Genomic DNA, 12727 nt, shown 5'->3' on the forward strand with positions numbered 1-12727 from the left:
ATCAACCCCGGCAGGCCACCGGGGCCTCGGCGACGGGCAGGCCCAGGCCCGGCGCCTCCAGCGCATAGTGCAGGCTCAGCAGCTGCCAGCCCTGCGGGCCCAGCTGCCACTGCATGCTGTTCACGCCGGTGTAGGCGGGAGCGGCCTGGGCCGGGTCGTGGCGGGTCTGCACCACGCTGTAGACCTGGACGTGGCCGCCGAAGCGGCGCTGCTGCCGCTCCACCTCGCACTCGTGCAGACCGCGCGGCGAGGGCTGGGCCATGTCGGCCAGGAACTGCGCCACCGGCCAGATGCCCACCTGCACGCTGCTGGCCTTGAGCCGCTGGCCGAACACCCGTCCCTCGGGATGCAACAACTGCTGCAGGGCGGCCACGTCGGAACCCTGCCCCGGCGCATGGCCGATGGCCTGCCACAGCCGGCTCACCGCCCGGTCCAGCGCGGCTTGGCTGTGTGCGGTGGCCGCCGGGCCCAGCGCGGCCAGCAGCCCGGGCCAGGACACGCGGTACACCGCCGCCAGGCCCTGCGCGTCGTCCCGCGTGGAGGCGAAATACAACCAGCGTCCGTCGGCGCTGACCGAGGGGGTGAACTCGAAGCCCGGGCCGTTGACCGGCGCGGGCAGGCGGATCGGCGGGCCGACCCCCTCGCCCACGCGCTCGGCCAGGTAGAGGTCGCCGCCACCGCCGTCGGCGCCGCCACGGTCGCTCCACCACAGCGCGAAGCGGCCGTCGGGCGTCAGCGTGAAGTCGCTGTTCTGCGCGCCGTCGTTGATGGGCGCAGGCAGCGGCTCGGGCGTCGCGTCGGGCGCGCCGACACGGTAGACCGACAGGCGCCCCGGCCCGCCCGGGCGGGCAGAGGCGAAGTAGAGCGTGTCGCCATAACGCTCGGGGCCCAGTTCATAGGCCGCACTCTGCCAGCGCTCGGGCAGGCGCTGCGGCTCGCTCCAGCGGCCGTCCTGCCAGCGCGATTCATAGAGGTCCGGATGCGCGGGCACGGCACCGTCCGGCGCCGGCCGGCTGGCAATGAAGGTCAGCACCCGGCCGTCGGCGCTGAGGTGGGGGTCGGAGTCACGCCAGCGTGCCTCGCTGAACGGCAGCGGCTCAGCCGCCTGCCATGCGCCGCCCAAGCGGCGCTGCAGGAAGATCCGCGCCTGCTGGAAGCCCGCCGCCGAGCGGGCGAACACGCGCAGATCGCCCTGTTCCTGCAGGTTGTAGACCTGCTCGCCCGGGCCGGCACCCAAGTCCACCCACTCCACGCCCAGGCCGGCGGCCGACGCCGCGCACGCCCAGGCGCACACCGCCAACCCCAACCCGGCTGCCGCTCCACGCATGCCCTGCCCTCCTTGCGCCGGCATGGTAGGCAGACCCGAGCCGCAGTGGGCCCCACCGCGACGAAGCCGCCGCCACGCCGACGAAACCGGCCGGCACGCGGACGGGCGCGCGGCTAGCGCGCCGGCCGCGTGGCCACCCACAGACTGACCAGGCACAGCGCCATGCCGCCCACGGCCAGCGGCGTGGCCCGCCAGCCCTCGAACACGGCCGAGATCACCAGCGCGATGACGGGAATCACCACGCCCGTCAGCGCCGCATGCGCCGGCCCGCGCGCCTGGGCCAGCTTGAAATACAGCACGAAGGCGATGACCGAACCCGCCACCGCCAGGTACAGCAGGCTCAGCACGTAGGGCAGGCGCAGGTCGAAATGCAGGCCCTGGCCGCTGACGACCGACACGCCGAGCAGGAACACCGCGCCGTAGCCCATGCTCCACGCCAGCACCGGCACCAGCGGCAGGCCGCGCTTGGTGAGCGTCAGCGTCAGCACGTTGCCGATGCAGGCCACCAGCACCGCGAACAGGCCCAGCCCCAGGCCCAATGCGGCGGTGGGCCGGGCGCCGGTGGCGGCGATCTCGGGCCAGAAGATCAGCACCACGCCCAGCACGCCGCCGCTGGCCGAGGCCAGGAAGCGCCGCGTGACCGGCTGGCCGAAGAACACGCGGCCCGACAGCGCGTTGCCGTAGACCATCAGGCAGAACAGCACCGCCACCAGGCCCGACGGGATGTGGCGCTCCGCCTGGTAGACGGACAGGTAGTTGCCGCTGTACTGCACGATGCCGGTGGCTGCCATCAGCAGGTGGGCGCTGCGCGGCAGCCGCAGCGACTGGCCCTGCCAACGCGCCAGCGCGGCCAGCAGCAGCGCGGCCAGCCCGAATCGCCAGGCCACCGAGTTGAAGACCGGCACGCCGGAGTCGAGCTGGTACAGGATGACGTGCCAGGTGCTGGCCCAGATCAGCGTGGGGCCCCAGAACAGCCAGCGGCCGGGCGATGTGGTGGACATGGGTAACCGAAGAAAACAGCGATTCATGCGGGCCGAGCGCCGGGCCGCTCCCAAGCCGGCCCGCCCCGGCGATGTGCTGGGCGGTCGACCCGCCCAGCATCGCCGCCCCCTCGGGGGGCGACCGGAACGGCCGGCGTTCAGCCGGAGCCGAGACGGGCGGGGGCTTCAGGTGTGCCGCTTGAAGCTGGCCAGCAACACGCCGGCCACGACGAACAGCGAGCCGAACACGCGGTTCATGACCTTGATGTGGTGTGCACTCTTCAGCGCGGCCAGCACGCGGGCGGCCAGCGCGGTGTAGCCACCCATGACGACCAGGTCGGTGAACGACAGCGTGGCGCCGATGACGAGGTACTGCGGCGCCAGCGGCGCATGCAGGTCCAGGAACTGCGGCACCACCGCCAGCAGGAACACGGTGCCCTTGGGGTTGACGGCGTTGATGCCCCAGCCGCGCAGCACCAGCTGGCGGCGCGTGACCTGCACGGCGCCATCGTCCGACGCCACCAGCGGCCGGGCCGGCGCACGCCACTGCTGCACGCCCAGCCAGATGAGGTAGGCCACGCCCGCCCACTTGATGACGGCGAACGCGGTCTCGGACGCGGCGATCAGCGCCCCCAGGCCGGCGCTCACGAACAGCACCTGGGTCAGGATGCCCAGGATGAGCCCGAAGGTCATGAAGTAGCCGCGCCTGAAGCCGTGGCTCAGCCCGGCGCTCATGGCCGCCACGGCGCCGGCGCCGGGCGACAGGCTGATCGCCCAGCAGGCGGCGAAGAGGGTCAACCAGGTGGCGAATTCCATGAGCGGCTCCGGCGCATACGACAAGGCGGGCCAGTGTGCCCCAGCCCGGCGGCGCGCGCCGGTCGTCATGCCAAGGCCTCACGCCAGAATGACGGGATGCGACGCGACGCCCAACCCTCCGTGCAGCGCCAGGTCCTCCACACCCGCCGCTGGCTGCAGGCGCACCGCTGGCTGCGCCTGCACGTGGGTCTGATCGCGCTGTGCTGCCTGGGCTGCCTGTGGCTGAGCGGCGCACTGCTGCGCCACGCCGGCGTGGACGCGCTGTCGCTGCGCTTCGGGCTGAGCCTGGCGGTCAGCTACGCCGCCTACCTGGGCCTGCTGCGGCTGTGGGCGGCCTACCTGCTGAGCCGCGAGGACGCGGACATCACCGATGCCGCGGAGATCGCCTGGGACGTGGCCGATGCCGGCTCCAGCACCGGCGGCCACGCGCTCGACGCGCTGGAGCTGGCCTCTGACACCGACGAGGGCGCGCTGTTGCTGCTGCCCCTCGCCGCCGTCATCGCGATGGTGCTGGCGCTCGCGGCGCTGCTGGGCACCGGCGTCACGCTGCTGTTCGGCGTGGAGGTGCTGATGGCGGTGTCGGTGGAAGTGGCGCTGGCGGCGTTCGCGGCCGGGCTGGCCTGGCGGCACCAGCGCCAGTTCGACCGTGGCGGCTGGCTGCGCTGCGCGCTGCGGCACACCCGGGCCGGCGCGCTGGCCTTTCTCGTCGCGGGCGTGAGCCTCGGGGCGGCGCTGGACCGCTGGATGCCCGAGGCGCAGTCGCTGCCGCATGCTGTCAGGCTGTGGCGCATGCACTGACGACAATGGCCGCATGGCCACGAGCAAAAGCATCTACACCTGCACCGAGTGCGGCGGCACCAACGCCAAATGGCTGGGCAAATGCCCGCACTGCGGCGCCTGGAACACCCTGACCGAGACCGCCGCTGAAGCCCAGGGCGGCGCCAAGAACCGCTACCAGGCGCTGGCCAAGAGCCAGCCGGTGGCCACGCTCAGCGAGATCGAGGCCAGCGACTACGAACGCACGCCCACCGGCCAGGAGGAGCTGGACCGCGTGCTGGGCGGCGGCATCGTGGCCGGCGGCGTCGTGCTGATCGGCGGCGACCCGGGCATCGGCAAGTCCACGCTGCTGCTGCAGGCGGTGGAGTCGCTGAGCCAGACCGTCAAGGTCTTGTACGTGACGGGTGAGGAAAGCGGTGCCCAGGTCGCCATGCGCTCGCGCCGGCTGGGCCTGGCGGGCGACAAGGTGCGCGTGCTGGCCGAAATCGGGCTGGAGAAGATCCTCGCCACCATCGAGGCGGAGGAACCCGACTTCTGCGTCATCGACTCCATCCAGACGCTGTACTCCGAGCAGCTGTCGTCGGCGCCCGGCTCGGTGGCGCAGGTGCGTGAATGCGCGGCGCAACTCACCCGCACCGCCAAGGCACGCGGCTGCGCGATGGTGCTGGTGGGCCACGTCACCAAGGAAGGCGCGCTCGCCGGCCCGCGCGTGCTGGAGCACATCGTCGACACGGTGCTGTATTTCGAGGGCGACACGCACAGCAGCTTCCGCCTCGTGCGGGCCATCAAGAACCGCTTCGGCGCCGTCAACGAGATCGGCGTGTTCGCGATGACCGAGAAGGGCCTGAAGGGCGTGGCCAACCCGAGTGCGATCTTCCTGAGCACGCACACCGAGCCGGTGCCGGGCAGCTGCGTGCTCGTCACGCTGGAAGGCACGCGGCCGCTGCTGGTGGAGCTGCAGGCGCTGGTGGACAGCGGCGGCGTCAGCCCGCGGCGCCTGTCCGTCGGCCTGGACCGCGACCGCCTAGCCATGCTGCTGGCCGTGCTGCACCGCCACGCGGGCGTGGCCACGGGCGACCAGGACGTGTTCGTCAACGCGGTGGGCGGCGTGCGCATCAGCGAGCCGGCGGCCGACCTGGCCGTGCTGCTGGCCATCCAGAGCAGCCTGCGCGGCAAGCCGCTGCCGCGCGGCTTCATCGCGTTCGGCGAGGTGGGCCTGGCCGGCGAGGTGCGCCCCGCGCCGCGCGGCCAGGAGCGGCTCAAGGAGGCCGCCAAGCTGGGCTTCAGCGTCGCCATCGTGCCCAAGGCCAACGCGCCCAAGAAGCCCATCGACGGGCTGACCATCCACGCCGTCGAGCGGGTGGAGCAGGCCATCGACGTGCTGCGGGGCCTGCTCTGACGCTGTCGTCGGGAGAGCGCTGAGCGGCCGCGGGATTGCCTTTGTTCTGCACGTCGCAAAGTCTGCTTAGGATCGGGCCATCGACGCAGGAGCCATTTCATGTCCGATCCCGCCAACCTCCGGCAGCATGTCCGCACCGACTTTCTCGCTGCCCAGCACGACGCCGACTCCCTGCCCGGCTGGGTCTTCAAACCCGTGCAGTTCAGCCAGGGCCCGGCCGGCCTGGTGCTGAACATGAGCGACGGCGGTCTGCAGGTGCTGACCAGTGCCACGGAGCCGTTGACGGACGACAAGTACGAGGTGGTGCTGCTGCTGGGCCGCTCCGACATGGACAGCGACGACGAGCAGGTGTCGTGGTTCAACGGCGTCGTCGAGCGCAAGTGGTCGCGCCCCGTGCCGCGCATGGGCATCCTGCACGGCATGTGCTTCACGGCGCGCAATTCCACGGCCGAGCAGTTCCTGAACGGCCACCACGAGGCGCTAGAGAGTGGCCAGTGGGTGCGCTGCGTGCTGTTGAAGGTGACTGGCTGACCTTCATGGCAGGATGCGCGCCATCATGAGCGCCCTGCCCCCACCGCCCTACTACGCCGTCATCTTCACCAGCCAGCGCACCGCCGTCGACAGCGGCTACGCCGACACCGCCGACCGCATGGTGGCGCTGGCCGCCGCGCAGCCGGGCTACCTCGGCGCCGACAGTGCGCGCGACGCCGACGGGCTGGGCATCACGGTGTCCTACTGGCGCAGCGAAGAAGACATCGCCGCGTGGCGCCGCCACGCCGAACACCGCGTCGCACGCGACACCGGCCGCAGCGACTGGTATCAACACTACACGCTGCGCGTCGCCCGGGTCGAACGTGCCTACGCCTGGCAGCGCGCGGATGGCCTGCAGGACCCGGCGGCACTCACGTCGAACGAGGAGCGGGCATGAACCCGTGGCTGGGCGTGGGCCTGGCGCTGGCGGCGCTGGTGCTGGGCGGCGTGCTGCTGGGCTGGCAGGGCGTCATCTTCGCGACGACGGGCATCATCTTCTGGCTGCTGCTGCAGATGAGCCGGCTGATGCGGCTGATGCAAAAGGCCGGCAAAGCGCCGATGGGCTCCGTCGGCAGTGCCGTGATGCTGAACAGCCAGCTGCACGAGGGCATGACGCTGGTCGACCTGCTGACGCTGACCGGGAGCCTGGGCCAGAAACTCGGCGATGCGCCCAAGCGCTACCGCTGGACGGATCCTGGCGATGTGAGCGTCGAGGTGGTGCTGGAGGGCGGGAAGGTCTCGCGCTGGACGTTGATTCGGCCCGAGCAAGCGAGTGAGGCGGCGGCCGACTGAAACGGTCGGCCGCCGAAGCGATCAGTCGCGGCGCGACCGGCGACGCGCCAGGAAAGCCAGCACACCCAGGCCGGCGGCCAGCAGCACGTAGCTTTGGGGTTCCGGCACGACGGCGGCGACACCGGTGCTGTAGAGCACCGCACCCGAGGACCCGCCCAGATTGAAGCTGAAGCTGTCCAGGCCCGCCGAACCCGCATCGAAGTAGTAGAAGGCGGTGCCGTTGGCGCCTCCCGCAGCGCCCTTGTGGATGCCCACCAGCGTCATCCCGTACAACAGGCCGGCAAAGTTGACGGTGCTGCCACCGTTCAGTTCGAGCTTGGCCGCGCTGGTGGCAGTCGCCACCGTCGCAGAAGTCCACGACGTGCTGTTGGTCAGCGTGTTCAGGATTCCAGCGACCTTGCTCGCATCCGCGGTGTTGAGCAGGTTGCCGCTGTAGAGGCCGGCGCAGGCGCCGCCGACGCTCAGGTCCGAAAAGCTGCAGGCCTGCGAGGTGCTGCCGCCCGTGCCGTTTCCGTTTCCGTTGCCATTTCCATTGCCGTTGCCACGGCCGTTGGCAGCATGCGCGCCCACGGCAGCACCAGCCAGCAGCAATGCGCAGACTGCGGAATTCAACTTGGTGGGGAAGCAGAGTCGCAGCATGGGAAACACTCTTGAAACTAGGGATTGACGGATTTGGCGAATATTCAAACGCCACGCAAATATTGTTCCTTCATGCACCAACTGGAGCAAGCGCACACGCCCCCTCACATGGACGATCCCATGGCCTCGTCGCGGCGCAACACGTGAACCTCCTCACATCAAAAACGCAGCCGGACGCCAACAAGGCCTGCACAACCACACCCCACACCGCGGGCGGACAGCAAGCGCGTCACGGCCGACTCGAGACATCCTCAAGGCCGCGCCCGCCGGCTGCGCGTTGCGGCAACGACGTCGATGCCGCGCCAAAGAAAGTCGGGCTCACCGAATGGCGGCTGGTCCAAGCGGGCGAAGTGCCGGGCTCTTCGTAAAATCGCCGTTTTTCCTTCTTCAGCCTGGAGTACCCGATGGTTCCCGCCCCCCTGCACGACCGCGACGGCAAGATCTGGATGGACGGCGAGCTCGTCGACTGGCGCGACGCCAAGATCCACGTGCTGACGCACACGCTGCACTATGGCTGCGGCGCCTTCGAGGGCGTGCGCGCCTACGACACCGTCAACGGCACGGCCATCTTCCGGCTGCAGGAGCACACGCAGCGCCTGCTCAACAGCGGCAAGATCCTGCGCATGAAGGTGCCGTTCTCGGCCGAAGAGATCAACGAGGCCCAGCGCGCCGTCGTCAAGGCCAACAATCTCAAGAGCGCCTACATCCGCCCGCTGATCTGGATCGGCTCCGAGAAGCTGGGCGTCAGCCCCAAGGGCAACCAGGTGCACCTGATGGTGGCCGCGTGGAGCTGGGGCGCCTACCTGGGCGAGGAGGGCCTGAAGCGCGGCATCCGCGTGAAGACCAGTTCCTACACCCGCCACCACGTCAACATCACGATGACGCAGGCCAAGACGGTGTCCAACTACACCAACTCCATCCTGGCCAACATGGAAGCCACCGACGACGGCTACGACGAGGCGCTGCTGCTGGACGCGTCCGGCTTTGTGTCGGAGGGCGCGGGCGAGAACCTGTTCGTCATCAAGAACGGCGTCGTCTACACGCCCGATCTGTCGGCCGGCGCGCTCAACGGCATCACCCGCAACACCATCTTCTCGATCTGCCAGGACCTGGGCCTGAAGCTGGTCGAGAAGCGCATCACCCGCGACGAGGTCTACATCTGCGACGAGGCCTTCTTCACCGGCACCGCCGCGGAAGTGACCCCCATCCGCGAGCTGGACCGCATCGAGATCGGCAGCGGCTCGCGTGGCCCCATCACCGAAAAGATCCAGTCGGCCTTCTTCGACATCGTCAACGGCCGCAACCCCAAGTACGCCGAATGGCTGACCGCGGTCTAAACGCCGTCCGAGAGCAAACAACATGAGCACCAACACCACGCCCGCCGCCACCGTCGAAGTCACCGCCAAGGACTGCAACGACAACGGCACCGTCTTCTGCCCCAACCCCAAGATGGCGCTGTGGAGCAACCATCCCAAGGTCTTCATCGACCTCACCCACGACGGCCAGGGCCAGTGCCCGTACTGCGGCACGGCCTACAAGCTGAAGGCCGGCGAGGTCGTGGGCAGCCACCACTGACTCACATGACACCCCCACGCGCGCTCCGATCGCCGCCCCCCGAGGGGGCACAAATGCCTTTGCGGCGACCGGGCGGCCACTGATGCCCCGCTCCGCCGCCCAACAAGCCGCCCTGCAGGCCTCGCCCGACGACACCGAAGCCCAGTTCTACGAGGCCCTGCAGCACGCCGACCTCGAGCACCTGATGGCCTTGTGGGCCGACGACGAGGACGTCGCCTGCGTGCACCCGGGCGGCCCGCGCATCGTCGGCCTGCCCGCCATCCGCGCGGCGTTCGCGGCGGTGTTCGAGCGCGGCGCCGTGCGCGTGCATCCCGAGCGCGTGCGCCGGCTGCACAGCGGCGACTGCGCCATCCACCACGTGCTGGAACGCGTGCAGCTGCACAGCGAAGCCGGCCAGGCGGCGCCGACTGCCTGGGTCATCGCAACCAACGTCTACCTGAAGACGGCGCTGGGCTGGCGCCTGGTGCTGCACCATGCCAGCCCCGGCAGCGCCGGTGACGTGCAGGAACTGGTGGCGGACGCCGGCACGCTGCACTGATGCAGTACCGCGCGCCCCGCTGGCTGCCCGGCGGGCACCTGCAAACCATCTGGCCGGCGCTGTTCAGCCGCCAGCACAACGGCCCGCCACCCGCCTGGACGCGCGAGCGCTGGGACACGCCCGACGGCGACTTCATCGACGTCGACTTCCTCGCGGATGCGCCGGCCGGCGCCCCGCTGTTCGTCCTCTTCCACGGCCTGGAGGGCGACCGCACCAGCCACTCCAGCGTCGCCTTCGCCAGCGCCGCACGCGCACGCGGCTGGGCCATGGCGCTGCCGCATTTCCGCGGCTGCTCGGGCGAGCTCAACCGCGCGCCGCGCGCCTACCACTCGGGCGACTACGAAGAAGTCGGCTGGATCCTGCAGCGCCTGCGCGAGCGCCACGGCGCGCCGCTGCTCGTGGCCGGCGTGTCACTGGGCGGCAATGCGTTGATGCGCTGGGCCGAAGAAGCCGGCCATGCCGCCGGCCACGTCGCACAGGCCGTCTGCTCCATCTGCTCGCCCATCGACCTCGCCGCCGCCGGCGCGGCCATCGACCGCGGCTTCAACAAGCAGGTCTACGCGCGCCGTTTCCTGCGCACGATGATCCCCAAGGCGCTGCGCAAGCTGCAGCAGCACCCCGGCCTGTTCGACGGCGAGCGACTCAAGCGCGCCTCCACCATCTACGAGTTCGACAACCTCTTCACCGCGCCGCTGCACGGCTTCCGCAACACCGAGGACTACTGGGCCCGCGCCGCCGCCAAGCCGCACCTGCACCGCATCCGCATCCCGGCGCTGGTGCTCAACGCACGCAACGACCCCTTCGTGCCTGGCCACAGCCTGCCGCATGCCGCTGAAGTGGGCGCTTATGTGACACTCTGGCAGCCCGGCCACGGCGGCCATGTCGGCTTTGCAGCCGGCCCCATGCCCGGCCACCTGCTGACCATGCCCGAGCAGGTCTGCGACTGGTTGTGCAAGCACCGCTGAAGGATGCCTCGATGGACGACATCGTTCAGGCCGCGCTCAAGAAGTGGCCCAACGTCCCCCACTGCTACGGCTGGCTGGCGCTCGACGCGCGCGGCGACTGGTACATGCGCGACGACCGCATCCAGCAGGCCGGCCCCTTCCCGCGCGTGAAGGGCAGCCGCATCGAGCATGAAAAGCTGCTGGCCTTCATCGGCCGCAACTACGACGTCGACGAGCGCGGCGCCTGGTTCTTCCAGAACGGACCGCAGCGCGTGTACGTCGAGCTGGAGAGCACGCCCTGGGTCTGGCGCCTGCAACCGGATGGCCGCGTGCTCAGCCACACCGGGCGGGACGCGCGTGTCGAGGCCGCCTGGCTGGACGAGATGGGCCATCTGTACCTGGACACCGACCTCGGCTTCGGCCTCGTGCACTCGCAGGACATGGTGCTGGCCGCCGAGGCCGTCGAGCAGCGGCGCTGGACGCCGCAGGACTGCATCGCCGCCAAGCTGCCCGCCACACACCGCTACCAGCGCCGGCCCCACCCCTGAAATGCAAGAAGCCCGCACGCGGCGGGCTTCCGGGGTGGCAGAGGTTGGCTCAGTTCGCGGCCGACGCGGCGGCGGCAGGCGCCTTGGGCTCGTCGAACTTGGCGCCGCCCTGGTTGGCCATGTAGACCACCGCGCGGTGAATCTCGAAATCACTGAAGTCGCCGCCGCCCTGGGCGCCCATGGCACCCTTGCCCTTGAGCGCCGAATTCAGCAGCGCCTCGACACCGGTCTTGATGCGCGGGCCCCAGGCCGCAGCGTCGCCCAGCTTGGGCGCACCGGCCGCGCCGGTCGCATGGCAGGCCGAGCACTGCGCCTGGAACACCTGCTCGCCGGTCTTCAACGACGCGGTGTCGTTGGCGTCCTTGACCTCGACATGGCCCAACGGCGCGATGCGCGCGGCAACCGCCTCACCGGCCAGCGCGCCGGTACCGGCAGCGGGCTTGGTGGACGTGCTGACGTAGTTGGCCAGCAGGATGATCACGATGATGGGCACGACGAACGAGAAGAACACAGCCCAGGCCAGTTGCTTGGGGGTCTTGATGGGGCCGGTGTGGGCGTCGTCGTGGTCGTGATCGTGGCTGGCGCTCATGGATTCCTCTTGACTATCCTCGTCGGTGTTCTTCTGGCACGCCGTAGCGGCGCGCGGCGCATAAAGCCGGCGAATTATGGCAGCACGTCCACGGCTCTCTGGACGGTGAAAGCCCGCTGTTAGAATGCACGGCTTCGCGCCCGTAGCTCAATGGATAGAGTACTGCCCTCCGAAGGCAGGGGTTGTTGGTTCGATCCCAACCGGGCGCGCCAGATGCATCAACGACTTACGCCACCTTCGGGTGGCGTTTTCGTTTCCGGTAGGCCAAAAGTAGGCCAAAGCGGGATGCAGATGGCACACGCGCGAGGGGAGCTTTTGCGGAGCAAGGCGGGCCGCCAAAGCGCCGGCCGGGCGCCTGCGAGCCGTTCAGCTGGCGTCTTTTTGCAGCCAGCGATACAGCCAGGCCATCAGCCCGTCAGGACCCAGGCCGTCGATGGCCGACGTTCGCCGATGTCGGTTCGCAAAGCAGAACTCCGGCGGTTCAGCACCCCATCCCGAAGCCAAAGTCGGCACGTCATCTCCAGCGCTCGCAACCACAGGCCTAGCGCCAACGCTCGGCGCAAACCCTACGCGCCGTAGGCCGCCATGAAGACGCGCACGGCTTCGCGCAGAAGGGCGCTGTCTTCCCGAGGCTCAGGCTTCTCGAGCTTCAGCAGCCCGCGGAAGTGTCCCGCGCCCAGGAACATCGACAGGAACAGGTCCGCAGCCTGCAGTGGGTTGCGCACCTTCAGCCTGCCCGCTGTGTGTGCACGGCGCAGGTACGCAGCCAGCTCGCTGTTGAAGCGCTCGGGACCATCCTTGTAGAACTCCCGGCAGACCTCGGGCTGCGCACCGGCAACGCCGTACACAGAGCGCAACGTGCCCAGGGCGTCGTCGCCCCGGGTCAATGCGAGGAACCGCGCGCCGATCGCCAGCAACGCCTTTTCCGGCTGATCCGGATCCAGCGATCCGGCGCCCTCGGCGCCAGTGACCGTGGTCGCCGTCTTCTCGTGCACGACCGCCTGGAACAGCTTCTCCTTGGAGCCGAAGTTGCTGTAGACGGTCATCTTGGAGACCCCGGCGTCCGCGGCGATGGCGTCCACGCTGGCGCGCTCCAGGCCATGCTCGTTGAAGTGCATTCGCGCCGCCTCAAGGATGCGCCGACACCGCTCGGGATCGCGGGGCCGCCCGCGCTGGGGCTTGGGAGCAGGAACGGGGTGGTCGGACATGGTCAATTTAGTGTACTTGACAGTTCACTATATCTGCCTCACATTACTGTACCAATGAGTCCAG

The 12727-nt window shown here is 69.7% G+C and carries 16 protein-coding genes and 1 tRNA gene; 11 read left to right on the top strand and 6 right to left on the bottom strand.

What is annotated here, in order from left to right; genetic code table 11:
- Position 1 precedes the first annotated feature (1 nt).
- From ACG04Q_RS22125 to ACG04Q_RS22135, 3 genes are all read right to left on the bottom strand, one after another.
- On the bottom strand, positions 2-1327 hold the full coding sequence (locus ACG04Q_RS22125) for a TolB family protein (RefSeq protein ID WP_394513649.1): 1326 nt from the start codon (positions 1325-1327) through the stop codon (positions 2-4).
- Between the two features lie 113 nt (positions 1328-1440).
- Complete coding sequence (locus ACG04Q_RS22130; protein ID WP_394513651.1) at positions 1441-2328, bottom strand: DMT family transporter; 888 nt, start codon at positions 2326-2328, stop codon at positions 1441-1443.
- 165 nt (positions 2329-2493) lie between these two features.
- Entirely contained in the window at positions 2494-3123 is a 630-nt protein-coding gene (locus tag ACG04Q_RS22135; RefSeq protein WP_394513652.1) for a LysE family transporter, read from the bottom strand.
- 96 nt (positions 3124-3219) lie between these two features.
- Between ACG04Q_RS22135 and ACG04Q_RS22140 the strand changes: the two genes are divergently transcribed.
- The 5 genes from ACG04Q_RS22140 (at position 3220) to ACG04Q_RS22160 (ending at position 6622) form a co-directional block, all read left to right on the top strand.
- Entirely contained in the window at positions 3220-3921 is a 702-nt protein-coding gene (locus ACG04Q_RS22140) for a hypothetical protein (RefSeq protein ID WP_394513653.1), read from the top strand.
- A 13-nt stretch (positions 3922-3934) separates the two neighbouring features.
- The gene (gene radA / locus ACG04Q_RS22145) at positions 3935-5299 is read left to right on the top strand and encodes a DNA repair protein RadA (RefSeq protein WP_394513655.1); all 1365 of its coding nucleotides are present in this window, start codon (positions 3935-3937) and stop codon (positions 5297-5299) included.
- 99 nt (positions 5300-5398) lie between these two features.
- Positions 5399-5830, top strand: coding sequence for a hypothetical protein (locus ACG04Q_RS22150; protein WP_394513656.1), 432 nt, complete (start codon positions 5399-5401; stop codon positions 5828-5830).
- Positions 5831-5855: 25 nt separating this feature from the next.
- Positions 5856-6227 (top strand): antibiotic biosynthesis monooxygenase family protein, encoded by a 372-nt coding sequence (locus ACG04Q_RS22155; protein ID WP_394513657.1) that lies wholly within the window; start codon positions 5856-5858, stop codon positions 6225-6227.
- The gene (locus tag ACG04Q_RS22160) at positions 6224-6622 is read left to right on the top strand and encodes a hypothetical protein (protein WP_394513658.1); all 399 of its coding nucleotides are present in this window, start codon (positions 6224-6226) and stop codon (positions 6620-6622) included. Before ACG04Q_RS22155 ends, ACG04Q_RS22160 begins: the two co-directional genes overlap by 4 nt.
- Positions 6623-6643: 21 nt before the next feature.
- Here the strand turns inward: ACG04Q_RS22160 and ACG04Q_RS22165 are convergent, their stop codons facing one another.
- On the bottom strand, positions 6644-7351 hold the full coding sequence (locus ACG04Q_RS22165) for a PEP-CTERM sorting domain-containing protein (protein ID WP_394513659.1): 708 nt from the start codon (positions 7349-7351) through the stop codon (positions 6644-6646).
- Between the two features lie 314 nt (positions 7352-7665).
- Here ACG04Q_RS22165 and ACG04Q_RS22170 point away from each other — a divergent pair, with 314 nt between their 5' ends.
- The 5 genes from ACG04Q_RS22170 to ACG04Q_RS22190 all read left to right on the top strand — a co-directional run bounded on the left by ACG04Q_RS22170 (position 7666) and on the right by ACG04Q_RS22190 (position 10866).
- Entirely contained in the window at positions 7666-8598 is a 933-nt protein-coding gene (locus tag ACG04Q_RS22170; RefSeq protein ID WP_394513660.1) for a branched-chain amino acid transaminase, read from the top strand.
- Between the two features lie 22 nt (positions 8599-8620).
- Complete coding sequence (locus tag ACG04Q_RS22175; protein ID WP_394513661.1) at positions 8621-8836, top strand: zinc-finger domain-containing protein; 216 nt, start codon at positions 8621-8623, stop codon at positions 8834-8836.
- Between the two features lie 82 nt (positions 8837-8918).
- A complete protein-coding gene (locus tag ACG04Q_RS22180; protein WP_394513663.1) occupies positions 8919-9374 on the top strand; it encodes a YybH family protein in 456 nt (151 codons plus the stop codon).
- On the top strand, positions 9374-10339 hold the full coding sequence (locus tag ACG04Q_RS22185) for a YheT family hydrolase (RefSeq protein WP_394513664.1): 966 nt from the start codon (positions 9374-9376) through the stop codon (positions 10337-10339). Before ACG04Q_RS22180 ends, ACG04Q_RS22185 begins: the two co-directional genes overlap by 1 nt.
- A gap of 11 nt (positions 10340-10350) precedes the next feature.
- Positions 10351-10866 (top strand): DUF2946 family protein, encoded by a 516-nt coding sequence (locus ACG04Q_RS22190; RefSeq protein WP_394513665.1) that lies wholly within the window; start codon positions 10351-10353, stop codon positions 10864-10866.
- Between the two features lie 49 nt (positions 10867-10915).
- Here the strand turns inward: ACG04Q_RS22190 and ACG04Q_RS22195 are convergent, their stop codons facing one another.
- Entirely contained in the window at positions 10916-11455 is a 540-nt protein-coding gene (locus ACG04Q_RS22195; protein ID WP_394513666.1) for a c-type cytochrome, read from the bottom strand.
- 136 nt (positions 11456-11591) lie between these two features.
- Here ACG04Q_RS22195 and ACG04Q_RS22200 point away from each other — a divergent pair.
- A tRNA-Arg gene (locus ACG04Q_RS22200) sits at positions 11592-11667 on the top strand.
- 354 nt (positions 11668-12021) lie between these two features.
- Here the strand turns inward: ACG04Q_RS22200 and ACG04Q_RS22205 are convergent.
- The gene (locus ACG04Q_RS22205) at positions 12022-12663 is read right to left on the bottom strand and encodes a TetR/AcrR family transcriptional regulator (protein WP_394513667.1); all 642 of its coding nucleotides are present in this window, start codon (positions 12661-12663) and stop codon (positions 12022-12024) included.
- Positions 12664-12727: the final 64 nt, after the last annotated feature.

Source organism: Pelomonas lactea, from assembly GCF_043555885.1.
GTDB classification, from domain to species: domain Bacteria; phylum Pseudomonadota; class Gammaproteobacteria; order Burkholderiales; family Burkholderiaceae_C; genus Pelomonas; species Pelomonas lactea.